The sequence below is a fragment of the Acinetobacter sp. YH12255 genome, from assembly GCF_013417355.1.
GTDB lineage: Bacteria > Pseudomonadota > Gammaproteobacteria > Pseudomonadales > Moraxellaceae > Acinetobacter > Acinetobacter pseudolwoffii.
Genome location: NZ_VPEC01000023.1, coordinates 1 through 23,586, shown reverse-complemented (window position 1 = coordinate 23,586; position 23,586 = coordinate 1). Strand labels below are relative to the sequence as shown.

Annotated in this window: 16 protein-coding genes, 3 tRNA genes and 1 pseudogene; 10 read left to right on the top strand and 10 right to left on the bottom strand. The window is 44.9% G+C overall.

Annotation, left to right across the window (positions count from 1 at the left end):
• Nucleotides 1-61 precede the first annotated feature (61 nt).
• The 6 genes from FTV30_RS10595 to FTV30_RS10570 form a co-directional block, all read right to left on the bottom strand.
• On the bottom strand, nucleotides 62-1,330 hold the full coding sequence (locus FTV30_RS10595; RefSeq protein WP_180001574.1) for an OprD family outer membrane porin: 1,269 nt from the start codon (nucleotides 1,328-1,330) through the stop codon (nucleotides 62-64).
• A gap of 429 nt (nucleotides 1,331-1,759) precedes the next feature.
• A complete protein-coding gene (dmpG, locus tag FTV30_RS10590) occupies nucleotides 1,760-2,779 on the bottom strand; it encodes a 4-hydroxy-2-oxovalerate aldolase (RefSeq protein WP_005102984.1) in 1,020 nt (339 codons plus the stop codon).
• 11 nt (nucleotides 2,780-2,790) lie between these two features.
• Entirely contained in the window at nucleotides 2,791-3,684 is an 894-nt protein-coding gene (locus FTV30_RS10585) for an acetaldehyde dehydrogenase (acetylating) (protein ID WP_004278526.1), read from the bottom strand.
• 24 nt (nucleotides 3,685-3,708) lie between these two features.
• Entirely contained in the window at nucleotides 3,709-4,506 is a 798-nt protein-coding gene (locus tag FTV30_RS10580; RefSeq protein WP_005095421.1) for a 2-keto-4-pentenoate hydratase, read from the bottom strand.
• A 406-nt stretch (nucleotides 4,507-4,912) separates the two neighbouring features.
• Entirely contained in the window at nucleotides 4,913-5,581 is a 669-nt protein-coding gene (locus tag FTV30_RS10575; RefSeq protein ID WP_005095419.1) for an HAD-IA family hydrolase, read from the bottom strand.
• A 195-nt stretch (nucleotides 5,582-5,776) separates the two neighbouring features.
• On the bottom strand, nucleotides 5,777-6,733 hold the full coding sequence (locus FTV30_RS10570; RefSeq protein WP_005095416.1) for an RluA family pseudouridine synthase: 957 nt from the start codon (nucleotides 6,731-6,733) through the stop codon (nucleotides 5,777-5,779).
• A 766-nt stretch (nucleotides 6,734-7,499) separates the two neighbouring features.
• On the opposite strand from FTV30_RS10570, the gene FTV30_RS10565 reads away from it, so the two are divergent.
• From FTV30_RS10565 to FTV30_RS10545, 5 genes are all read left to right on the top strand, one after another.
• On the top strand, nucleotides 7,500-10,970 hold the full coding sequence (locus tag FTV30_RS10565; protein WP_180001561.1) for an Rne/Rng family ribonuclease: 3,471 nt from the start codon (nucleotides 7,500-7,502) through the stop codon (nucleotides 10,968-10,970).
• 182 nt (nucleotides 10,971-11,152) lie between these two features.
• Nucleotides 11,153-12,985 carry a long-chain-acyl-CoA synthetase gene (locus tag FTV30_RS10560; protein WP_373683716.1) on the top strand — a complete coding sequence of 611 codons (1,833 nt, stop codon included), beginning with the start codon at nucleotides 11,153-11,155 and terminating at the stop codon, nucleotides 12,983-12,985.
• A 195-nt stretch (nucleotides 12,986-13,180) separates the two neighbouring features.
• Nucleotides 13,181-13,256 (top strand) — tRNA-Lys (locus tag FTV30_RS10555).
• A 20-nt stretch (nucleotides 13,257-13,276) separates the two neighbouring features.
• A tRNA-Lys gene (locus FTV30_RS10550) sits at nucleotides 13,277-13,352 on the top strand.
• 58 nt (nucleotides 13,353-13,410) lie between these two features.
• Nucleotides 13,411-13,486, top strand: a tRNA-Lys gene (locus tag FTV30_RS10545).
• A gap of 191 nt (nucleotides 13,487-13,677) precedes the next feature.
• On the opposite strand, the gene FTV30_RS10540 is transcribed toward FTV30_RS10545, so the two are convergent.
• Nucleotides 13,678-14,370, bottom strand: coding sequence for a hypothetical protein (locus FTV30_RS10540; protein WP_180001560.1), 693 nt, complete (start codon nucleotides 14,368-14,370; stop codon nucleotides 13,678-13,680).
• Between the two features lie 243 nt (nucleotides 14,371-14,613).
• Between FTV30_RS10540 and FTV30_RS10535 the strand changes: the two genes are divergently transcribed.
• The 3 genes from FTV30_RS10535 to FTV30_RS10525 all read left to right on the top strand — a co-directional run bounded on the left by FTV30_RS10535 (nucleotide 14,614) and on the right by FTV30_RS10525 (nucleotide 17,386).
• A complete protein-coding gene (locus FTV30_RS10535) occupies nucleotides 14,614-14,889 on the top strand; it encodes a PspC domain-containing protein (protein WP_005095409.1) in 276 nt (91 codons plus the stop codon).
• A 216-nt stretch (nucleotides 14,890-15,105) separates the two neighbouring features.
• Nucleotides 15,106-15,891 (top strand): sulfite exporter TauE/SafE family protein, encoded by a 786-nt coding sequence (locus tag FTV30_RS10530; RefSeq protein WP_180001559.1) that lies wholly within the window; start codon nucleotides 15,106-15,108, stop codon nucleotides 15,889-15,891.
• A gap of 82 nt (nucleotides 15,892-15,973) precedes the next feature.
• Entirely contained in the window at nucleotides 15,974-17,386 is a 1,413-nt protein-coding gene (locus FTV30_RS10525; protein ID WP_005172903.1) for a DASS family sodium-coupled anion symporter, read from the top strand.
• A gap of 122 nt (nucleotides 17,387-17,508) precedes the next feature.
• Here FTV30_RS10525 and FTV30_RS10520 read toward each other — a convergent pair whose 3' ends face one another.
• Together FTV30_RS10520 and FTV30_RS10515 are read right to left on the bottom strand one after the other, a co-directional pair.
• Nucleotides 17,509-18,627, bottom strand: coding sequence for an HPP family protein (locus FTV30_RS10520; protein ID WP_005095404.1), 1,119 nt, complete (start codon nucleotides 18,625-18,627; stop codon nucleotides 17,509-17,511).
• Between the two features lie 233 nt (nucleotides 18,628-18,860).
• Nucleotides 18,861-19,703 carry a transglutaminase family protein gene (locus FTV30_RS10515; RefSeq protein WP_005172908.1) on the bottom strand — a complete coding sequence of 281 codons (843 nt, stop codon included), beginning with the start codon at nucleotides 19,701-19,703 and terminating at the stop codon, nucleotides 18,861-18,863.
• A gap of 313 nt (nucleotides 19,704-20,016) precedes the next feature.
• On the opposite strand from FTV30_RS10515, the gene glyQ reads away from it, so the two are divergent.
• Together glyQ and glyS are read left to right on the top strand one after the other, a co-directional pair.
• A complete protein-coding gene (gene glyQ, locus FTV30_RS10510; RefSeq protein ID WP_005095400.1) occupies nucleotides 20,017-21,000 on the top strand; it encodes a glycine--tRNA ligase subunit alpha in 984 nt (327 codons plus the stop codon).
• On the top strand, nucleotides 21,000-23,069 hold the full coding sequence (glyS, locus tag FTV30_RS10505) for a glycine--tRNA ligase subunit beta (protein WP_180001558.1): 2,070 nt from the start codon (nucleotides 21,000-21,002) through the stop codon (nucleotides 23,067-23,069). The genes glyQ and glyS overlap by 1 nt, the downstream gene beginning before the upstream one ends.
• A 255-nt stretch (nucleotides 23,070-23,324) precedes the next feature.
• Here the strand turns inward: glyS and FTV30_RS10500 are convergent.
• Nucleotides 23,325-23,586, bottom strand: a pseudogene (locus tag FTV30_RS10500) (IS5/IS1182 family transposase); the annotation flags it as partial.

The following is a 23,586-nucleotide window of genomic DNA, read 5'->3' as shown; positions in this document are numbered from 1 at the left end:
TTTATGTGCAGATAGAAAAACAGCGCTACACCGGATAGCGCTCTTGATCAAGGCAGCAGAATTAGAACTTATAGGTATAAGTGGTTGCTACACGGTATTCCTGAAGGTCTGGTTTTGCTGGATTTGCAAAATTCACATCAATATACATGCCCTGTACGCCTAAACCTTTTAATTTACCTTCTGGCACAGTGTAATTGACGATTGCATTCACTTCATCCGTATTGAAGTTCTGACCTTGATATGCTCCGGTACCTTGCTGATCATAGCCTTTGAAATAAATCGCTGTTGCATTTAGTCCCTTCAAGCCGACTTCAGAAAAGTCATAACCATAAGACACATGCCATGACTTTTCTTCCGGCGCTGTGAAAGTTGAGACTCCCCAGTTTGCCAAATAAGGCTGTGGCACCCAGCCTCCCAATGTCGGGAATGCACTGTCACCAAACATTTGCTGATAACCCACACCGACCGTATGCGTACCATGATTGATTTTTGCAGCTACCGATAATGCCTGGTTGTCGATCTCACCATATAATTTATCGCCAGATTCGGAGTTATTGAAATAACGTACATGGCTATCAAGTTTGGCTTTTTCACCTAACTTGGTTTTATAGTTTGCACCAACATATTGCTGGGTATAAATATCTTGTACATCGGCATACCAGTAGCTTGCACCAATCTCAGGTGTAAATTGGTGATCAATACCCGCAATGTACATACCATCCGCTTCAGCACCCGTATCATAGAAACTTGGTGGAGCAAATTTAGTTAAGTCGCGGAACTGGTTGTCATAACGGTTATTAATGCCATCAATATACGCAAGAGTTAACTTGGTATCTTTAAGGTCTTTAGACTCTAACCAGGCACCACTATACGTCGTCAATAACTGACGCGATGGATCGAATACCAAGACTGGAGATACCGGCAATAACTCGCCGACTTTCAGTTCAGTTTGTGACACTTTGGCTTTTAAGGTCGCACCAACTTTACCAAAATTATCTTTTTGCCCTTTGCCTGGTCCTTCATGCGGTAAAACCCAGTCAGGATTATTATCACGACCATTCAAACGGAACGCATGCTGAATAAGAAGATCTGCACCGACCTGCACACCACCACCGATATCGTGATAACCCGACTTGGCATCCAGAGTCACCCCTTGTGACCAAGAACCCCAGTTACGTGATGAAGCATCATCTTGATACTGGCGATCTAAATAGAAATTTTTAAATTTTAATTGCACATTACTGTCGTCAATAAAATCTGCATTCGCTGCAGTTGTTCCTAAAGTTGCTATCGCAGCAAACATTGCTATCCATAAGTTTTGACGACGCATCATGAGTTCCCCATTTAACAGATAAAATCTATGTCGCCATCATGCGCAAGTCGATTTAAATAAAAAATCCGACCACAGTATTAAGATTTTCTGCTTTCATCGGCCGATATTTCAGACCTCTCCTCAAGCAACCAATCGCTTAGATTTTAAAACGATTAATTAAAATAAAAAATTGACCAGATATTTAATTCAAACTTTTGTTTCTTCTATTAATAAGAGTAAATTTTTTAAAATCTTTCAGCAGCCATTTTTTATTTATCGTTTTTATGTTTAAGGAAAATATAAAGCCAAAATAATCGCCCTACAACATTATAACTAAAACATCTCACCCCAGAGTTTTAATATATTAATCAGTCTCATTTAAAATAAAAAAGCACCCAATTTGGATGCTTTTTTATCAAACTTATTTTAATACTGAGCGATTAAAAGTTAAGCTTGTAACTCACGTGCTTTAGACATAGTTAATGCTAAATCTTCAATCATGTCTTCCTGACCACCGACCGTACCACGACGACCAAGCTCCATCAGGATTTCACGTGCAGAAACGCCATATTTTGCTTCAGCGCGTTTAGCAAACAGCAGGAATGAAGAATACACACCCGCATAACCCAAAGTTGCTGCATCACGATCCGCGCGGATCGGGTTGTGCATCATTGGAATGACCAGATCTTCAGCAACGTCTTGTACTTTGAACAAGTCAACGCCAGTGTCCATGCCCATACGGTTTGCAACCGCAATGAACAACTCAAGTGGTGTATTACCCGCACCCGCACCCAAACCTGCAGATGCCAAGTCAACACGTACTGCACCGGCTTGTACCGCAGCAACCGTATTCGATACACCCATACCCAAGTTATGGTGACCGTGGAAACCGAGCTCAATGCTTGGGTCCAAGTGTTGACGTAAATGACCAACACGATCGATGACATCTTGAGGAAGCATATAACCTGCTGAGTCAGTGACATAGATACAGTTTGCACCGTAAGACACCATCTTGTTCGCTTCTTCAAGCAGTTTTTCAGGAGATGCCATGTGCGCCAACATCAAGAAACCGACCGTGTCCATTTCTAGTTTGCGTGCAGCCGTGATGTGCTGTTCAGAACAGTCTGCTTCTGTACAGTGTGTTGCCACACGAATAGTAGATACACCAATTTCATGCGCCATTTTTAAATGGTCAACCGTACCGATACCAGGTAGAAGTAATGCAGAAATTTTGGCATTCTTCATACGTGGTACAACAGCTGACAAGTATTCTTCGTCAGTTGCAGCAGCGAAACCGTAGTTGACGGATGAACCGCCAAGGCCGTCACCGTGGGTTACTTCGATTAAAGGTACGCCTGCATCATCAAGTGCTGTTGAAATCGCAATCATTTGCTCAACAGTGGTTTGATGGCGCTGTGGGTGCATACCATCACGCAAAGTCATATCATGAACAATAATCTTAGACATGTGGTTGCTCCTTAAGCGTCTTTATTGAATACGTGTTCTGCAAACATCTCTGCAGTACGTGCTGCAGCAGCAGTCATGATGTCAAGATTACCGGCATATTTCGGCAGGAAATCACCAAGCCCTTCAACTTCTAAGTAAATTGACACGCGGTTGCCATCAAAAACTGGACCATTGACAAGCTTGTAACCCGGTACATATTTTTGAACTTCTTTAATCATTGCGTGTACAGATTCAGTGATCGCTGCTTGATCCGGTTCACCTTCTACCAGACAGTGAACCGTGTCACGCATCATCAGTGGTGGCTCAGCCGGGTTGATGATGATAATCGCTTTACCCTGTTTCGCGCCGCCCACTTTCTCAATGGCACCGGCAGTGGTACGGGTAAATTCATCAATGTTTTTACGTGTACCTGGACCTACTGATTTAGTCGATACCGTTGCAATGATCTCACCATATTCAACCGGTTGAACGCGAGAAACTGCAGCAACCATCGGAATCGTTGCCTGACCGCCACAGGTGACCATGTTTACGTTTGGCACTTCGCCACCCGCAAGCAATGCTTCAAGGTTGACCGGTGGTACACAGAAAGGACCGATCGCAGCAGGCGTTAAGTCAATCATCAGTACGCCAAGTTCATTGAGCTTGCGGCTGTTTTCAGCATGTACATAAGCAGACGTTGCATCGAATGCAATTTTAATATCATCTGCAATCACGTGAGGAAGAAGACCATCCACACCTTCAGCGGTGGTTTTTAAACCCATTTTTGCAGCACGTGCCAGACCTTCAGAGGTCGGGTCAATCCCCACCATCCACACTGGCTCTAACCATTCGCTGCGTTGTAATTTATAAAGCAAATCCGTACCAATATTACCTGGACCGATCATTGCACATTTAATCTTTTTCATGAATGTACTCTCTTGGAATCTCGATTATTCAGCAGCAAATGCAGCTGTAACAGAACCGAAGCCTTCAATTTCAACTTTGAATTCATCGCCTGGTTGAGCCACAACCATAGGCCCTAAGGCACCTGTTAAGATAATGTCGCCTGCAAGTAATGGACGACCACGGCGTACCATTTCATCTGCCAGCCAAACTGCAGCATTGAGTGGATTGGCCAGACATGCTTTACCCACACCTTGAGACACAACTTCGTCACCACGCGTCATGACCATTTTGCAGTTCACCAGATCAAGGTTTTCAAGTTTTACAGGTTGAGAACCTAAAACGAATGCTGCGGAAGATGCGTTATCTGCAACTGTATCAATTAAACTGATTTTCCAGTTTTCGATCCGGCTATCGACCACCTCAACTGCAGGCAGGGCATACTCAGTCGCGCTGATAATGTCTGCATAGGTATGTTTTTCTTTGGTCAAATCCTGGTTAATTACCAATGCGATTTCCGCTTCAACCTTAGGTTGAATCAGCAGACCTGCAGGAATTACTTCACCATCGCCATAGGCCATGTCAGCAAACAACATGCCGAAGTCAGGCTGATCTACGCCGAGTTGCGCTTGAACCACTTTAGAGGTTAAACCAATTTTACGGCCGACCAGACGGCGACCTTCAGACAAAGCGCGCTCGGTATTCACTTCTTGAACGGCATAGGCAATATCTACGTCAGCACTTTCACCACCCAGTTCTGGGCGAATCGGCGCGATCGCAGTTTGTGATAATTCAGCGCTACGAAGGGCTTGTGCAACTGATTCAACAACAGCAGAATTCGACATCAATGTTTCCTTAAACTGCAAAAATTAGGCTTATGCTGAGATCTAAGATGGACAGAAAATATGGACATGATCAGGCCGATAATCCGTCAGGATTACCTTTCTCAGAGCGAGCATATGAATAAACAGTTTTAGGATGGGAAAAATACGGCTTTTATGCCAATAGTTATTTTATTTTTTGCTATAGCTATTATCTATAAAGAAAATCCATAAAAACCAAGACAAAACAAAATCTTAGTATTTAAAATGCATCATCATTTAGCAAAAAAACTCCGCTAATCTGACCGAATAAAATCAACATAATTGCAACTTTAGACTAAAAGATAAGAGCAAACGCTTAAATCTATGGCGCTCCCCGGCAGTTTTAAACCGGGGAAATACCATTTTTTACTGTAACCAAGATAATAGATTAAATTGCTTGTTTCCATTGGACTTTAGCCAACAATGCCGCATGTAAAGCGGTCACATCATCCACGATACAGACCGGATTGAATTGCGCCAAAAGTTCAGGTTCATGCACGCCATAGCTGACACCGATACTTGGCATGGCCATATTTTGTGCCATTTCCAGATCATAAGAAGTGTCACCGACCATAAGCGCATGTTCGGCCTGTACACCCGTTTCTGCCAGTATTTCTTCTAACATGAGTGGATCTGGTTTGGAACGGGTTTCACTGGCAGCACGCGTGGTCACAAACAGCTGCTCACTGTTGGTCTGCTTCAAGACACGATCCAGACCTTTACGGCTTTTACCCGTCGCCACTGCCAGCTTCACACCGTGTTGCTGCAAATCTGCAAGCATATGTGCCACCCCTTCAAACCAGGAATCTCCGGAAGAGTTTGCCACATAGTGTTCGGAATAACTTTGTAAAATATTGGCATGCAATTCAGGCACATTCGGAAATAAACGCTGTGCCACTTCAGGCAAACCTAAGCCAATAATGCTTTTCGCGTCTTCATCGCTTAAGGGCTGCTGAAACTGCTGTGCTGCAAACTGCAAACTCGCCACGATTTGACTGACCGAATCAAATAACGTGCCATCCCAATCAAAAATGACCAGTTTTACAGGTGTGTTCATAAGGTTTCCTAAATTTGATTCAAGGTTAGGTAGCTTTACCACCTCTCTCTAGCCCTCTCCTTGTAGAAGAGGGCTAGAGAGAGGTTTAATGCCTAAAATCTCCCCTAGCCCCTCTTTAAGAAAGAGGGGAATTCCCTCCTTTTTCAAAGGAGGGTTAGGGTGGATTGAATTTATTAAAAGAAAAAAAATAAGTCTTTACTGAGCCGTCGGCTTATCCGCTTTCTGTGCTCTTAACTGCGCCACCAGACTCTGCATATCTTCCGGCAAAGGTGCTTCAATCATGGCATAACCCGGAATTTCCAGACGCATGGCATGCAGGCAAAGACGGCGTGGTTTCGGCCCGTTATAGCCAGTTTCATGACCATACTTTTCATCACCAACCAGCGGATGACCAATACTGAGACCATGTACACGAATCTGATGGGTACGACCCGAAAGTGGAGAGGCATAGACCAGTGTGGCATGCATAAAGCGTTCCTGCACATTCCACTGCGTCTTCGACTCTTTACCTTCTTTCGGCGATACACAGACACGACGCTCGCCATTGGCCAGCTCATACCGATGTAAAGGCGCATCAATCAACTGACGGTCAAGTGCTACGTTACCTTTGACCACAGCAGCATAGGTTTTTTTAATTTTATGTTCACGTAGCATGTCCTGTAAGCTTTTCAGTACGCTACGTTTTTTCGAGATCATCACCAAACCAGACGTGTCACGGTCAATACGATGAATCAGTTCCAGATATTTTTTCCCAGTCGCTGCACGTAAGCCTTCGATCAGACCATATGCGACACCACTACCGCCATGTACCGCGATGCCCGAAGGTTTATTCACCACCATCAGACCTTCATCTTCATAGATCACGCGGGCCAACAAACCATTGGCAACCTTGTCAGAAATGGGCGCAGCAGATTCATCTTTTTGCTCATAACGGATCGGTGCAACACGAATCTGATCAGCAATCGCCAGTTTGGTTTCCGCCTTGATGCGTTTTTTATTGACGCGCACCTGGCCTTCACGAATCAGGCGATAGATACGGCTTTTTGGCACACCTTTCAGACGACTAAACAGGAAATTATCGATGCGTTGTCCATCTTGATGTTCATCCACTTCAAACCAAGTGACGTTTTGCCATTGTTGCGTAGAATTCATACAGTTACTATGACCCAAAAAATACTAAAATTGATTAAAAACTGATCACTTAGGTTATGCTTTACACAAGAAACATAAGCTTAGCCCATAGGCAGATGATGCAAGGTTTGATATAGTCAGCGCACGGAAACCATCGTTTGTGGGTAAAAGTTGAATCATTTCAGATTTTTCTGAACTTGATTGTTCAATTAAAGACTCACATGATACGGGAAGGTCCCCAAAGAATTATGCCGACGCCGAAGGCTTATTATATCGGCAAACAAAGCAAACTGTTGCGTTTAATTGTACCTCAGGTACATAAATCAGTTTGTCTTAAAAAATATGTCGCCAACTTTCGTTGGTTTTTAAACGTAAACTGATACACATCAGATTAGTCGCACCCTGAAGACGACTTCAGGCTACAGCGTCGATGCATTGGATCTGCACAGTTTGTAAAGATACGACGACAATTCCGTATCAAGACACTTTCTATAAAGAAGGGATGATCTTCGAGCAATGTGACAGTGAAAGTTACATACATCCAATGCACCGCTCGTCCGCCAGTGAAGCGTTCAGGTGACTTTAATCCGTTCAAAGATTGAAGCCGTATTGCCATCATCAATACGTGAATCAAAACCGAAGCCTATCTATACAAGTAGAAGCCGGTAAGAAAAGACTCAGACCACAATGAAATTCATTGCAGATTTGAGCCATTGATCCGTGATGTGTGATGTTCGCTACGTGTATAGCGATTTTTTGCTGTGTATCACTATAAGGTGTTACACCCATGAAACGTATGTTGATTAATGCAACACATGCCGAAGAAATTCGCGTTGCACTTGTCACTGGTCAGCGTCTTTACGATTTTGATTTAGAGAATCGTACCCGTGAACAAAAAAAATCCAATATCTATAAAGGTCACGTGACTCGCGTTGAGCCTTCTTTAGAAGCTGTATTCGTCGAATATGGTGCAGGTCGTCAAGGCTTCCTGTCGATGCGTGAAATTGCAAACTCATATTACAAAGCCGACCCTCGCCAGACCTCAAATATCCGTGAACTGATTACGGAAGGTACCGAGCTTTTGGTTCAGGTGGAAAAAGAAGAGCGTGGCAATAAAGGCGCTGCCCTGTCTACGTTTATTTCACTTGCTGGCCGTTACCTGGTTTTAATGCCAAACAACCCGAAAGGTGGTGGTATCAGCCGTCAAATTTCTGGTGCTGTGCGTGAAGAACTGAAAGAAATGCTGGCGACGCTTAACGTACCACGTGGCATGAGCGTGATTGTGCGTACTGCCGGCATCGGCCGTTCACAAGAAGAGCTGCAACTTGATCTGCAACATCTGCTTGACCTTTGGGCACAAATCCAGAAAACAGCAAGTTCTGGCCCATCTCCAATGTTGGTGCATCAGGAAGCGGGTGTGGTGACACGTGCCATTCGTGACTACCTGCGTGATGATGTTGCGGAAATTCTAATTGACTCTAAGCAAGCCTATAACGAAGCTTATAACTTCGTAAAAGCAGTGATGCCACGTCAACTCGACAAACTGAAAACCTATACCTTAAATGAGCCTTTATTTGCTCATTTCGCGATTGAAAGCCAGATTCAGACTGCCTATGAACGTGAAGTAAAACTCCCTTCTGGCGGTTCGATCGTCATCGATCAAACTGAAGCTTTGGTGTCGATTGACATCAACTCAGCAAAATCGACCCGCGGTAGCGATGTTGAAGATACTGCGCTGAACACCAATATTGAAGCTGCAGAAGAAATTGCGCGTCAACTCCGTTTACGCGATATCGGCGGCCTGGTGGTGATCGACTTTATCGACATGACCAAAGATCGCAACCAGCGTATGGTGGAAGCGAAACTTCGTGAAGCGACCCAGAGTGACCGTGCCCGTATTCAATTCGGTCAATTGTCACGTTTTGGCCTGATGGAAATGAGCCGTCAGCGTCTACGTCCTTCTCTTGAAGAAGCGACTGGCTATGTCTGCCCACGCTGTCATGGTACTGGCATGGTACGTGACTTGCGTTCACTTTCACTTTCAATCATGCGTAAAGTGGAAGAGATTGCGCTGCGTGAACGTCAAGGTGAAGTTCAGGTCGAAGTTCCGGTCGAAATTGCTGCATTCATGTTGAATGAAAAGCGTCATACCTTGGTATATCTGGAACAGACCTCGAATGTACGTGTGACAGTATTGCCGCATCCGCATCTAGAAACACCGCATTATGAAATTACCTATAATGCCGAAGGCTTTGCCCCAACCAGCTATGAACGTACCGAAGCGACCCGTTCAAGTGAAAAAGAATTGGGCTATGAGTCTTCTGAATGGCATCTAGAAGAAGAGCAGCATGCGCAACACGCAGCACCAGCGCCTTCACAGCCGCAACAAAACAACGGCCGTAATAACAATAAACGCCGCAATCCACAAAACCAGCCGGCTCAACCGCAAGTGGCACAGCAAACACCTGTACAGGCAGTAGCTCCAGTAGCTTCAAGCAGCCCATGTGCATGGTTAGAAAACCTGTTTGTACAAAAACAGGCAGCGACTGTTGATCCATCACGTACTGCCAATAATGCTGCAGCAGCGATTGAACAAATGATCAATGGCGGTGCGGTAAGTCGTGGCCAGTTCGGTCAGGTGGCTGCACCGGTTGCACAGCCAGCACCACAGCACGTAGCACAACCTGCTGCTGTATCAAGCAACAATAATGCTTACCTGGCACCATCGACTGTTGCACAAAAACAGGAACGTGATGCGGCAGAAAAACCGGCAGAGCGTGAAGAAAGGGCACCACGTCACAACAAGAAACCGCGCAACCCGAACCCGAAGCACAAAGAACCGCGCGAGCAGGTTCAGTCTGAAGCTCCTGCACCTCAGCAACATCAAGTGCATGAAGAAGTGGTTCAGGTGTCTCGTCAAGAACAACGCCATGAAGCACGTGAAAACAAGCGTCATTCTCGCCGTCAGCATCACAACGAGCCAGCGCAGCAAAATGATGTTCAGAACAATGAACAACAGCCACAACAGGCAATGCCGCGCCGTGACCGCCGCAACCAGCAACGTCCGGAACGCCCAAATCGCCACCGCGATCCAAGTGTTCTGAACGAACAAGCGCCTCAGGCAGCTCCTGCAGTTGTTGAAGCGCCGGCCGTCAATGACAAGCAGCTTCGTGTTGAATTGGTCGATGCACCCCGTACGGATGTGATGCCAACAGCAATGGTCGTAAATATTGACCAGGCAAAAAGCGAAATCGTGGCATTGAATGACAATGCTACAGTTGCAACGCCAGCAGTTGAAGTCACTGCACCGGTAGATGCGCCAGTTGAAGCGGCTGCAGCTGAAAATGTGGTTGAAGCCACCTTGACAGCTCCTGTGGAAGAAATTGTAGCGACTGAAGCAACGTCTGAAAAAACACGGGCCAGCAACGATCCGCGTCAGCGTCGTCGCCAGCAGCGTGCAGCACAGTCGCAACAACCTGCAGCTCAGCAGTTAACACCGTCACAAGTGCCAACTTTGGGCCAGTTCACCATTGGTAGCTTGATTCGTCATGTCTATGGTGAAGACTGCTCAGTGCTGATTGAACAGTTTGGTTTATTACCAACCTTCAACCGTGCTTTAGAAAAGTTCACGAAAGAGTACAACGCGAGTCTGGTGGCTGCCGCAGCACCTGCTGCTGCAGAGAAAAAACCGGTCACCCGTGATGTTGAAGTAACGGTAGCCAAGGTTGAAGCAGAGCCTGCTCCAGTCCTGGACCTGAACCCACCAAAACCGGTCTCAGACAAGCGTGTTGCCAACGATCCACGTGAGCGTCGCCGTTTGGCCAAACAGGCTGCGGAACAGGCTTTGCAACAAGCCAAACAGCAGGCAAAAGTAGAAGCCGCGCCGGCGGTTGAAACTGTGCCAGAACCTGTAGCAGTAGAAGCACCAGCTGAACCTGTTGAAGCAGCTGTAACTGAAGCACCTGTAGCATCGGAAGCAGTGGTTGAAACGACGGAAAATACTCAGCCGACGGAACCAGCAACTGAAACCGCAGCACCAGTAGAAGTGACCACTGAAGTTGCACCAGCTGAAGTTCAGGTCGAAGAAGCGGCTCCAGCTGAAACAAAAGCGCCTGTGGCAAAAAGCAAAGATGTGGCAGAAGCGACCATAGAGGAAGCTGAAGCCAGCGAAGCGGAAAAAGCCGAGAAGCAAGCTGCTCGCCCGCGTCGTCCACGTGGCCGTCCACCGAAAAAAGCCAATACTGCAACTGAGTCATAATTTGCCCAATTGCAGTCACATAAAAAAACCTAGTCATTTCGATGACTAGGTTTTTTTTGCTAGATTTAGTCAGAATAGGTTGATTGCACTAGTATTTTAACGCTAAAAGATGGATAGCTCGTCTACTGTATATAAATTGAACGTATCGGATACGAAAAATAAATAGGATTCTCATGACCCAAATGAAACCACACGATCTGATTGGGATTGCAAATGTCGCTGCCAAAATCCCGGCTTTCTTGACCAAAGTGCCCAATTTGCTCACTGGTCTAAGACAGGCATATTTACGTACTCCGAACACACCGGCCGGCCTGGGTCTGGCTTTTGAAAAAGCGACCAAGCGCAACCCGGAAGGTATCGCCTTGCGTTTTGAAGAGCAAAGCTATAGCTATGCCGCTCTCAATGCTTGGGCCAACCAGATTGCCCATTTCTATCTGTCCTTGGGTGCCAAGAAAGGTGATGTTGTTGCTGTCATGGTCGAGAACCGCCCTGAACTGATTGCCAGCGTGATTGGTCTGGCTAAACTGGGTGTGACCACCGCTCTGGTCAATACCTCTCAAGTCGGCAAAGTGCTGACGCACAGTATCAATCTGGTCAAACCGATTGCCCTGATTGTCGGTGAAGAATGTCGTCATGCAGTCAACGAAATTCGTAATGACCTGAATATTAGCAGTGACCGCTTGCACTGGTTTGCAGATCAAAATACTCAAGCCGATCCGGGTCAGGCACCTGAAGGCTTTATCAACCTGGCTGAAAAAACCGATCTCTCCCCTAAGTTCAATCCATCGACCACCCATTCAGTGCAGGGCAAAGACGGGCTGTTCTATATTTACACCTCGGGTACCACGGGCCTACCTAAAGCGGTGATCTTTACCAACGGGCGCTGGACGCTGGCTTATGGCACCTATGGCCATGTGCTAAACCTGAAGAAAGATGATGTGATGTACTGCACCCTGCCGCTTTATCATGCCACAGGCATGGTGGTGTGCTGGTGTGGCGTGATTGCAGGTGCAGGAACGCTTGCGATTCGACGTAAATTCTCGACCTCCTCCTTCTGGAAAGATGTAAAGAAATTTGATGCATCTGCAATTGGCTATGTCGGTGAGTTGTGCCGCTATCTGATGGATGCCCCTCCCTCTGAACTGGAAAAAGACCATCGGGTCACCCGAATGATTGGAAATGGCATGCGCCCGAATATCTGGGACAAGTTCAAATCCCGTTTTGGGATTCAGGAAGTGCTGGAATTGTATGCGTCCAGTGAAGGCAATGTCGGTTTTAGCAATATTTTCAATTTTGACAATACCGTCGGTTTCTCACCCACACCGTATGCCATTATTGCCTTTGATAAAGATAAAAATGAGCCGGTACGGGATGCCAAAGGCCATTGCAAACGGGTAAAAAAAGGCGAAACCGGCTTATTAATTGGTAAAATCACCCGCCGCTCACCCTTTGATGGTTATACCGACCCGGAAAAAAACAAGTCAGTGATCATGCAGGATGTATTTACCAAAGGTGATGCTTACTTCAATACCGGAGATCTGGTGCGTAATATCGGCTTCCGTCATGCGCAATTTGTCGATCGTCTGGGCGATACTTTCCGCTGGAAAGGGGAAAATGTTTCCACCACTGAAGTGGAAAACATGCTGACTGAGTATGACAAAATCGTTGAAGCGGTGGTGTATGGGGTAGAAATCCCCAATACCAATGGTCGTGCCGGCATGGCTGCGATTACCCTGAAACCCGATGTAAAATTGGATGATGCAGATTTAGCAGCCATGGCCGCTTGCTTTAAAAAATGCTTACCGGCTTATGCAGTACCGGTATTTTTACGTATACAACAGCAGGTTGAAACCACAGGCACCTTTAAATACCAGAAAAACAGGTTGAAAGAGCAAGCATTCGATCCGAATAAAACCGATGAACGCCTGTTGGTTCTCTTACCAGGTGCAACGGCCTATTCTGAGCTCACAGCAGAGATTTTTGCCAACATTCAGGCCTACCAATATCGCTTCTAAGTACTGAAGTTGCCTATTTTTTGTTTAGATAAAGCACAATTGTTCTATTTATAATCAAACATGGGCAACTTTGTTATTTTTTGCTTGCGCTGAAATGAGATCTTGCTACAATACGCTCCATCAAACAAAGTGGTGCTTTAAGCTATTTAGCTTGACTTGCACTATACATTCAAACCTAGTTTGAATGCCGGTTCAGGGCCGTTAGCTCAGTTGGTAGAGCAGTGGACTTTTAATCCATTGGTCCCGCGTTCGAGTCGCGGACGGCCCACCATTTCTTTGATATCCCTTGATGGGCCGTTAGCTCAGTTGGTAGAGCAGTGGACTTTTAATCCATTGGTCCCGCGTTCGAGTCGCGGACGGCCCACCATCATTCTAAAACATCAGTTTTAGAAATCTCAATCAAATTCATTTTGATTACCCAGAATGGGCCGTTAGCTCAGTTGGTAGAGCAGTGGACTTTTAATCCATTGGTCCCGCGTTCGAGTCGCGGACGGCCCACCATTCTTTGCTTAGAATTTTTTCTGAAACATCCCTTACACTATTTTGATTTGCTTTCTATCAGCTGCTATTATATTTTCACGCTTGGATTTTAGGCTGATTTGTCTTCAAAACTTGTTTTGATTTTTAAACAGTTATAAATAGTTTTCTTTAATCCAATTCTAAAAAAAAGAGCAGCGCCGTTTCTTATCGCATTATTTTCTAATATCAAATGTGGTGTCTTTTACCAGTTCATAAGCTTTAGAGGGTGCAGGATAGCCGCGATCAAATAATTCACGATTGATTCTTTCCTTTTCACTATAGATTTTGTCCAGATTCATCACCAGATGGTTCGAATCCTTAATCGTATAATAAAAGCTCGCCCCTTCTTTGCGACTCACCACCACCTCGGTACGCTCCGGATTGATAAACCAACGGTCTTTGCGATAGGTGATATTGCTGGCAGTGCTACTTTTGGCATTATCAATAAACACTTTGCCATACTGCAAAATGCTGCGATGCACCGTACCATCCGGCATTAAGGTCAAAATAAATTCTGCCTTACCCTCATTGCAGGGCGCAAAGTTACCATCACAGTCGATCTCGGTATAATAGCGGCCGATAAAATCTTTGGCATAATCTGGTACGACGGCCAGATTTGACTCGGTTTCTGCCCGAAGGGTAGCTTGCCCTGCTACCTGAGTTAAAGATTTTGCACTCACCGGCACAATATCAGGCTGTGCATTCGCAGCGGAAATTTTCACCCCCTCCTGTCCTGATTCTGCCTGAAGCTCCTGCTCAGGCTTGACTTGATGGCGATCACAAGCCTGTAGTATGCCCATCCCCCCCAACATTAGGCCGAATTTAAAAAAACTGCTTAATGTACAACTTGATACATCCAATTTCATTTTAAAGCATACCTAAATTAGGAAACACAGCACGTACAGAGCACATTGCAAGCCAATGAACTTTACACAAGAGTTCAATAGAATTTTCACTATGTTAGTGGCTCTTAGAGCTGGATTTAATCTTTATTAACATTACTTAACGAATTTATTTGCAATCAGCACTTTAAAAATTTTGATCCAACTCCATTTTTGAAGTATGGATCTGTTTTAGGATTCAACCCTATTTTTAATCAGGAGATTTTAATGGCCAATGTTGGTTTATATCGCTCTAACCGCTCAAACATGATTGCAGGTGTGATGGGTGGTATTGCTGAACGTTTTGGTTGGAACGCAAATTTATTACGCCTTATCTTTGTGGTGATTTCGGTCATGAGTGCTGCATTTCCGGGTATTCTGGTCTATCTGGTTCTGTGGTTAATCATGCCAAAAAAGCAGTACAGCATTGAACAGGACAAGGTTCAGCAAGTTCAGGGCTATCAAAATCCTGTGCGCACCGTCAATCAGGATAAACGCTATTAATCTGCATCCTAATTTATAGCAAGATGTATTGAAGTGCTTCCTCCTTCACCCAGTCTAATGGGGTGAGATTTTGATGCCACGATAATTCCCCTAGATTATCGTGGCTTTTTTTTGCCTATATTTTTGTTATTTCTATGCTGTATGACAGCTTTTTACTTTATCTTTTAGCTCAATTAGCGATAAATTCAATATTCCAATGTTTGAAATGGATGTCAGATGACTCAGGCAGAATGGATGATGCTCTGGCTCTGTGCCTTAGCTGCACTGCTGCATGGTTTAAGCGGATTCGGCTTTCCCATGATGAGTACAGCCGTTCTGTCCAGTGAATATCCGCTGAGTATGGCAGTGACGCTTGTCATTCTGCCCTGTTTGCTGCTGAATCTGATCATGCTGAATGCCGATCCTGCACATAGTCTGTTGAATAGTATTGGCTATTATATAAAACGCTATTGGCCATTAATGCTTAGTAGCCTGATCGGCAGTGTACTCGGGGTCAAGCTGTTACTTTGGCTAAATGAGGCTTATTTAAAACTGTTATTGGGTCTGGTAATTGTATTTTATGTCTTGAACCAGTTACGGGCACGACCCTTACAAGTTAGTCCGCATATTTCCAGCATGCTCTGTTTTGGTTTACTGGCCGGCATTATTGGAGGTGCGACCAATGCTATGGCACCTTTTCTGATGATGTATCTGATGAGTTGCCAGCTCTCAAAGATAGATATTGTTATTATCAGTAATCTCAATTTTATTGCCGGTAAACTGATCCAGCTGATTTTACTATTTCCAATTCTGATCACACTGGAAACCCATCAACAGCATATTCTGATCGGGATCAGCTTATTCGCCCTTGCTGGTGTCTGGATCGGAGGCAAAATACGCCATCGTTTATCTCAGCAGCACTTCAAATGGATTGTCCTGGCTTTACTTTTTGGCTTGGGCCTGTATGCCCTCTGGCAAAGTGCTGGATTATTGCAACAATCTGGTTATAGTATCTTTAAATAGGGTATTTTTTAAACAAAGCAAAATTACAAATTCAAAGCTGATATAAAAAATGACGTAAATAAAAACCTTGCAAGGAGAGCATATGACTCAGACCAATCTAGCCACCCCAACCAATGCGATGCCTAAAGGGCTGCTCAAAGGCTGGATCCTTATTGTTGTTGCAGCTATTGTGGCCTATAGCCTCTATCTTTATCTGCCCTATGACCAGAATGCCAATAAGGGTCTGGCTCTGCTGGCTTTTATCGGTATTCTCTGGCTGACTGAAGCGATTCATATCACCATTACCGCACTTTTAGTTCCAGTGATGGCGGTGTTACTCGCCATGCCAATGGCCTCTGACGGGGGACTGGTTCCCATCACCACACAAGCCGCTTTGGCCACTTTTGCCGATCCTGTCATTTTCCTGTTTTTTGGTGGTTTTGCGCTGGCAACGGCATTGCATATCCAGAAGCTGGACCGGAAAATTGCCATGTGGATTATCTCCATGTCTGGTGGGCATTTGGGTATTTCTGTACTGGCGATTTTTGTGGTGACGGCGCTGCTGTCCATGTGGATTTCCAATACGGCCACTGCTGCCATGATGCTGCCTTTGGCCTTAGGCTTGCTTTCACATCTGGATGTCAGCAAGGATCGTAAAACTTTTGTCTTTATCCTGCTCGGCATTGCCTATTCGGCCAGTATTGGCGGGCTGGGCACCATGGTCGGTTCCCCTCCGAATGCCATTGCCGCCAAGGCACTCGGCTATGATTTTGCCGACTGGATGAAAATCGGCTTGCCGATGATGTTCATTATTCTCCCCGCCATGCTAGTCAGTTTATATCTGGTACTACGTCCAAAACTAAATCACAAAGTACAATTTGTGACCGAAGATATTCCCTGGACCGGCACCCGTATAGCCACCATGATCCTCTTTCTCTGTACTGCAATTGCCTGGATTTTCAGTAAAAAATTCACCGAAATTTTTGGTATTTCTCAGCCGGATACCTGGATTGCAATTTCGGCTGCCTGTATGGTGGTAATTCTAGGTACCGCAAGCTGGAAACAGATTGCAGAAAATACCGACTGGGGGGTCTTGTACCTATTTGGTGGTGGTCTGACCTTGAGTGCCATTCTGAAGGATTCAGGCAGTTCGCTGGTACTGGGGCAAACTCTGGCCAATGCCTTTGGTGATGCCTCCCCGCTGATGATTATTTTTGTAGTCGCCACTTTTATTATCTTCCTGACTGAATTTACCAGTAATACCGCTTCGGCTGCCCTGCTGGTGCCGGTGTTTGCTGCCATTGCCGACCAGATGGGTATGCCCAAAGAAATTCTGGTGATTGTCATTGGTATTGGCGCCTCATGTGCCTTTATGTTGCCGGTGGCCACGCCACCGAATGCGATTGTCTTTGGTACCGGTCATATCCAGCAAAGCGAAATGATGAAAGTCGGTTTTGTACTGAATATTATGTGTATCTTTATTATTTCACTGTTTATTTACTGGTTCTTCCTCTAAACCAAGTCCAATAAAAAAGCACGTTTTGGCGTGCTTTTTTATTGGCAAGTATCGCTGCTTTTTAAGCAAAATCCTTGCTCAAAGCAGATGCATTAAACTCAGATAATTTCTCTAAAATCATCTTATTCAGTTCTGCTTTTGATCTTAAGTTGATTGAGTTCCTGATTCAGTGCAGCAATGATATCGGCACGACTGATAATTCCCACCAGCTGTTGTTGACTGACCACCGGAATATAATTAAAAGAACGTTCAACAAAATAAGGCACCAGATCCTGAATCGGCTGGGTCGGCTGCACCGTGACGACTTTTAAGCTCATAATATGCCTGACCTGATCTTCCCAACTGCTGCGAATATCCGAAGCACGCTTAAACCATTCCACCACGTCATACATGGCCAAAGTGCCGACCAGTTTTTCTTCTGCATTGACCACGGGCAGGCTCATCAGGTTCATCTGTTTAAACTTGTCCAGCGCATGATGAATATTGTCATTTTCATGCAGCGTGACCACATCTTTGGTCATAATATCCTGACAAGTAAATTCATGCACCGCCCGCGCATTGGCAATATCCTGTGCTTCCAGAATAATCTTTTGCAGGTCATATTCACTGATATCCAGCAATTCTGTTTGCTGGTCTAGCACGTCCTGAATATCCTGCGGCTGAATGGTAACTTTCTGGGTCGGGGTTGGATCTTTAGAACGGGTATTCAGTTGCGCCTGCTGCGGATAGCTCTTGCCAATCATGCGGTTAAATACAATGGCGATGATCATCAGCAGCAGTGAATTTAAGAGCACCGGATAAAACACAAAGGCATAGCCCAGATCATGTACCGCATTTCCGCCCAAGACCGCAGTAATCGCGACCGCACCACTCGGGGGATGCAAGGAATCTGTGGTCATCATCAGCATAATCGACAGAGCGACGGCGACACTAAAAGCTTCAGTCGGATTGGCCATGAATAATGCGCAGGTTACGCCGACCACAGCCGCAATGGTATTCCCCACCATAATATTCCAGGGCTGTGCCAGAGGACTGGCCGGCACTGCAAACAGCAACACCGAAGACGCCCCCATCGGTGCAATATACCAGGCCTTAAAATCACCCAGAATCCACAAACTCAGCAATGAGGATACGGCCAAGCCGATCAGGGCACCGATGCCGCATAACAGACGGTCTTTGAGCGGAAGGACTTTGAAGTTTGGTTTTAAGGTATTGAGCCAGTCTAGATTTGAGTGAAACACAGTCTACCTGATTTACTTTTTATCGATTTTCCGCATTATAGAACCAAGCAGCCTTAAAGGTATATTTGTTTTATATCTTTTAATGCTGCAGGTATGCCTACTTTTTAGAAAAAAAATGTCGGCATGATTGCTCATCATCAAAATGGTTTTGAAGGGCTGAGGCTTTATACTTCATGCATATTCCAACAACATCGTGACTTACAATGAAGCTGATAAAACTGTTTAAAATCATGTTATTTTGCAGTAATTTCAGTGGGCTTTGATAGCGGATTTTCATCTGATTCAGATCGAATAATCGGCTCGATTTTAATCAGCTCGACCTCACCATAGAAGGTCGAAAATGCCACATCTCCGGCATCGATGCCAGTGCCAATCCGAATTAAATTTTCTACAGGCGCCAAACGGGTCGGATCAAACAGTACCCACCCACCCTCTAAATAAGCTTCAAAAATGGCGTGAAAATCGGGTAAAAATTTTTCGATTTCGACATAACCGACCACCATGCGTGCTGGAATGCCTAAAGCACGACACAGCGCAATACCTAAATGAGCAAAGTCACGACAGACGCCCGCCCGATGGATGAGCACATCTGTTGCAGTACTAAACTGATCCGTGCTGCCAGAAACATAAAATATATTGTTATAAATCCATTGTTCAATCGCTTTGACCCGCGCATAACCCGGCGTCATCCAGCCAAAGGACCGATTGGCCATTTCTGCAAATAAATCCGAATTACAGTAACGGCTGGCCAGCAAATAAGGCAGCACCGCATCAGGCAAATCCGGAATCAGCACTTCATTCAGATTATGCTGCGCATCTGCATTAATCACCGGATGACGTTCAACTGTCGCGTTATAGTGCACTTCAAAGACATCACAAGGTTGGACATGCAGACGTATATAACGATTTTGATGATTTAAATCCTGGAATTCACGCCATACGACAGGCATATTAAATGTCAATTGTTGTTCAAGAATAGTTTGATCGGAATGATGTGCCGCCTGAATCAGAAAAACAAATTCTGTGGTCTGGACAACCTTATATTTTAAATGACATTGAATTTGATAAGTGGTCATGAATTTCCTTATTTTTAAGCATTATTATATTGTGTGAATATTAAACTAATTTTAGGATGCTAATCGTATAAGATCAGTTGAGCTTTATAATGCTCCGGTTAATCGGATGCCATATATCTGATTTATTCTTGATTTTTAAGTTAGCCTCAATCGGCCAGTAAAGCTGAAATCACGACAGATGCATAGATGACTCTTCTTGTTTAAAGGTATTCTGGATTTTTTCAAAAAAGGTTCCACACATTAACCCTTTGCCACTCCCCTGCAAAGTCCTTATAATTGAGCACAATTTTTCTCTAATTTTAAGTGGATGACCATGAGTCGCGCCATATCGCATATTGATACCTTCCAAGGCTTAATTCTTGCCTTACAAACTTACTGGGCGGAGCAAGGCTGTGTAATTTTGCAGCCTTACGACATGGAAATGGGCGCAGGAACATTCCATACAGCGACTTTCCTTCGTGCTTTAGGGCCTGAAACCTGGAACGCAGCCTACGTTCAGCCGTCACGTCGTCCGAAAGATGGCCGTTATGGCGAAAACCCGAACCGTCTGCAACATTATTACCAATTCCAGGTGGTACTGAAGCCAAACCCGGACAACATCCAACAGCTCTACCTTGACTCGCTTAAAGCGATTGGGATCGATCCACTGGTACACGATATTCGTTTTGTCGAAGACAACTGGGAATCGCCAACCCTCGGCGCTTGGGGTCTAGGCTGGGAAGTCTGGCTCAACGGTATGGAAGTGACGCAGTTTACTTATTTCCAGCAAGTGGGCGGTGTTGAATGCTACCCAGTGACAGGCGAAATCACCTACGGTCTTGAGCGTCTTGCCATGTACTTGCAAGGTGTAGACTCGGTTTACGATTTAGTTTGGACCAAAGGTCAGTTCGGTACTGTGACCTATGGCGATGTGTTCCATCAAAATGAAGTTGAGCAGTCAACTTATAACTTTGAATATGCAAACGTTGAAAAAATGTTTGAGCTGTTCGATTTCTACGAAGCTGAAGCAACGCGTTTAATCGAAGCTGAACTGCCATTGCCTGCTTATGAGCAAGTGATTAAAGCATCACACTGCTTTAACTTATTAGATGCGCGTGGCGCGATTTCGGTGACTGAACGTCAACGTTATATTTTACGTGTGCGTACTTTGGCACGTGCCATTGCAAATAGCTATGTAGCAGCGCGTGCGAAATTGGGCTTCCCGATGGCTGAACCTGAGCTTCGTGATGAAGTTTTAGCGCAGTTAAAAGCACAAGTTGAAGCGGAAGCAAAAGTTGAATCTAAGGAGAGCAAATAATGTCTAAACATACCGTTTTGTTCGAATTAGGCTGTGAAGAACTTCCACCGAAAAGCCTTAAAAAATTACGTGATGCATTGCAAGCAGAAACCGTAAAAGGCTTAAAAGATGCTGGTCTTGCTTTTGATTCTATCGAAGCCTATGCAGCACCACGTCGTTTAGCATTAAAAATTACCAATGTTGATGGCGCGCAAGCTGACACGCAAAAACGTTTCGACGGCCCTGCAAAGCAAGCAGCCTTTGATGCGGAAGGCAACCCAACCAAAGCTTTAGAAGGCTTTATGCGTGGTCAAGGCATCACGGTTGATCAAGTATCGACTTTCCAAGCCGGTAAAGTTGAAAAAGTGTGCTACCTAAAAGATGTCAAAGGCCAAAGCCTTGATGCACTTTTACCACAAATTTTACAAAATGCATTAGACAACCTGCCAATTGCAAAACGCATGCGTTCTGCGGCGAGCCGTACTGAATTTGTACGTCCTGTGAAATGGGTGGTATTGCTTAAAGACAACGACATTGTTGATGCAACCATTCAAGATCACAAAGCAGCTAACGTGACTTTCGGTCATCGTTTCCATGCACCTGAAGCAATCACTTTAACGCATGCTGACGAATACTTAGCGAAATTAAAAGCAGCGCATGTTGTGGCTTCTTTTGAAGAACGTCAAGCCATTATCGACCAACAAGTGAAAGCGTTGGCTGATGAAGTCAATGCCATTGCAATTGTACCAAGTGACCTTCGTGACGAAGTAACAGCATTGGTTGAATGGCCTGTTGCGCTTCGTGCCAGCTTTGAAGAACGCTTCCTTGCTGTTCCGCAAGAAGCATTAATTACCACCATGCAGGACAACCAAAAGTACTTCTGTTTAGTGAATGCTGACAATAAACTGCAACCGTACTTCATTACGGTGTCGAACATTGAGTCGAAAGACCCAACACAAATTATTGAAGGTAACGAGAAAGTGGTTCGTCCACGTTTGTCGGATGCTGAATTCTTCTTCCTGCAAGATCAAAAGCAACCGCTTGCATCGCGTAAAGAGAAATTGGCGAACATGGTGTTCCAAGCAGAATTGGGCACGCTTTGGAACAAGTCTGAACGTATTGCAAAATTGGCTGTGGCTTTAGCGCCAATTACAGGTGCAAATGCTGCCGATGCTGAAAAAGCAGCGCTTCTTGCAAAATGTGATTTAACCTCTGAACTTGTGGGTGAGTTCCCTGAACTTCAAGGGATCGCGGGGACTTACTACGCACGTCTTGAAGGCGAAAATGATGAAGTTGCTGAGTCTTTAGGCGAGCAGTATTTACCTAAATTCGCGGGTGACGTTTTACCGAAAACCAAAACAGGTACAACCATTGCCCTTGCGGATCGTTTAGATACTTTGACGGGTATTTTTGGTATTGGTCAAGCGCCTACAGGCTCTAAAGACCCGTTTGCACTGCGTCGTTCTGCAATTGGTATTTTACGTCTAGTCACTGAAAATGAACTTGATGTATCAATTGAAGATTTGATCAAACTTGCTTTAGCTGCTTATGGCGATGTATTGAAAGATCACGACAAGACTTTAAATGATGCTGTTGCATTCTTAGAAGGTCGTTACCGTGCCAAATACGAAGACCAAGGCGTAGCTGTTGATGTGATTCAAGCTGTTCAAGCCTTGTCACCAAAATCTCCACTTGATTTTGACAAGCGTGTAAATGCGGTCAATCACTTCCGCGCGCTTCCTGAAGCTGCTGCACTTGCTGCTGCCAACAAACGTGTTGCCAACATTCTTGCCAAAGAAGCTGCACCTGAAGGTGCTGTGGTTGAAGCAAACCTGGTTGAAGATGCTGAAAAAGCATTGTTCGCTGAACTTGCGAAAATCACGCCTGTGGTTGAGCCGTTATTTACTGCCAAAGACTACACTGCTGCGTTATCTGCACTTGCTGCACTTCGTGCGCCAGTCGATGCTTTCTTTGACGGTGTAATGGTGATGGCTGATGATGCTGACTTGAAAGCAAACCGTTTACGTATGCTTGCTCAGCTTCGTGACTTGTTTACGAAAGTGGCTGATATTTCGGTGTTACAGCACTAAGCTTTAATTGCTTGAAGTTTAAACAAAACCCCGCTATAAATTAGTGGGGTTTTTTATTGAGTTTAAAATGAGTAAATTAGAACAGGGTGAAATAGCATTATTTAAATATAATAAATTAAGATTCTCCTTCGCTAATTTAAAAGCTGGAGATCAACAGATATTAACAAGTGATCCTTGGTCTCTAATTAATTCACACCTTCAACGGCTTTGTTGTATAAAGGTTTGAAAGGCTGAACTCCTCTAAGTAATCCAAATTTAAGAGACAACTTGGGTATGAGGGCGACCTAATTCTGTGAATTTATTCAAAACCGCTACGCGTGCGTGGATCTCATTTACCTGACTTGGAAAACTCCGCGCTGTTAATTTATCGCCTAATAATTTGATGCAATACATCTTGGTTTCAACCAAACTTCGACGGTGATAACCAGACCACTTTTTCCAAAGCGATCTGCCTAGCCGTTTGACTGTCTTTAATAATTCGTTCCGCTCTATAGACCTCGCTTGCTGATCCTTCCAA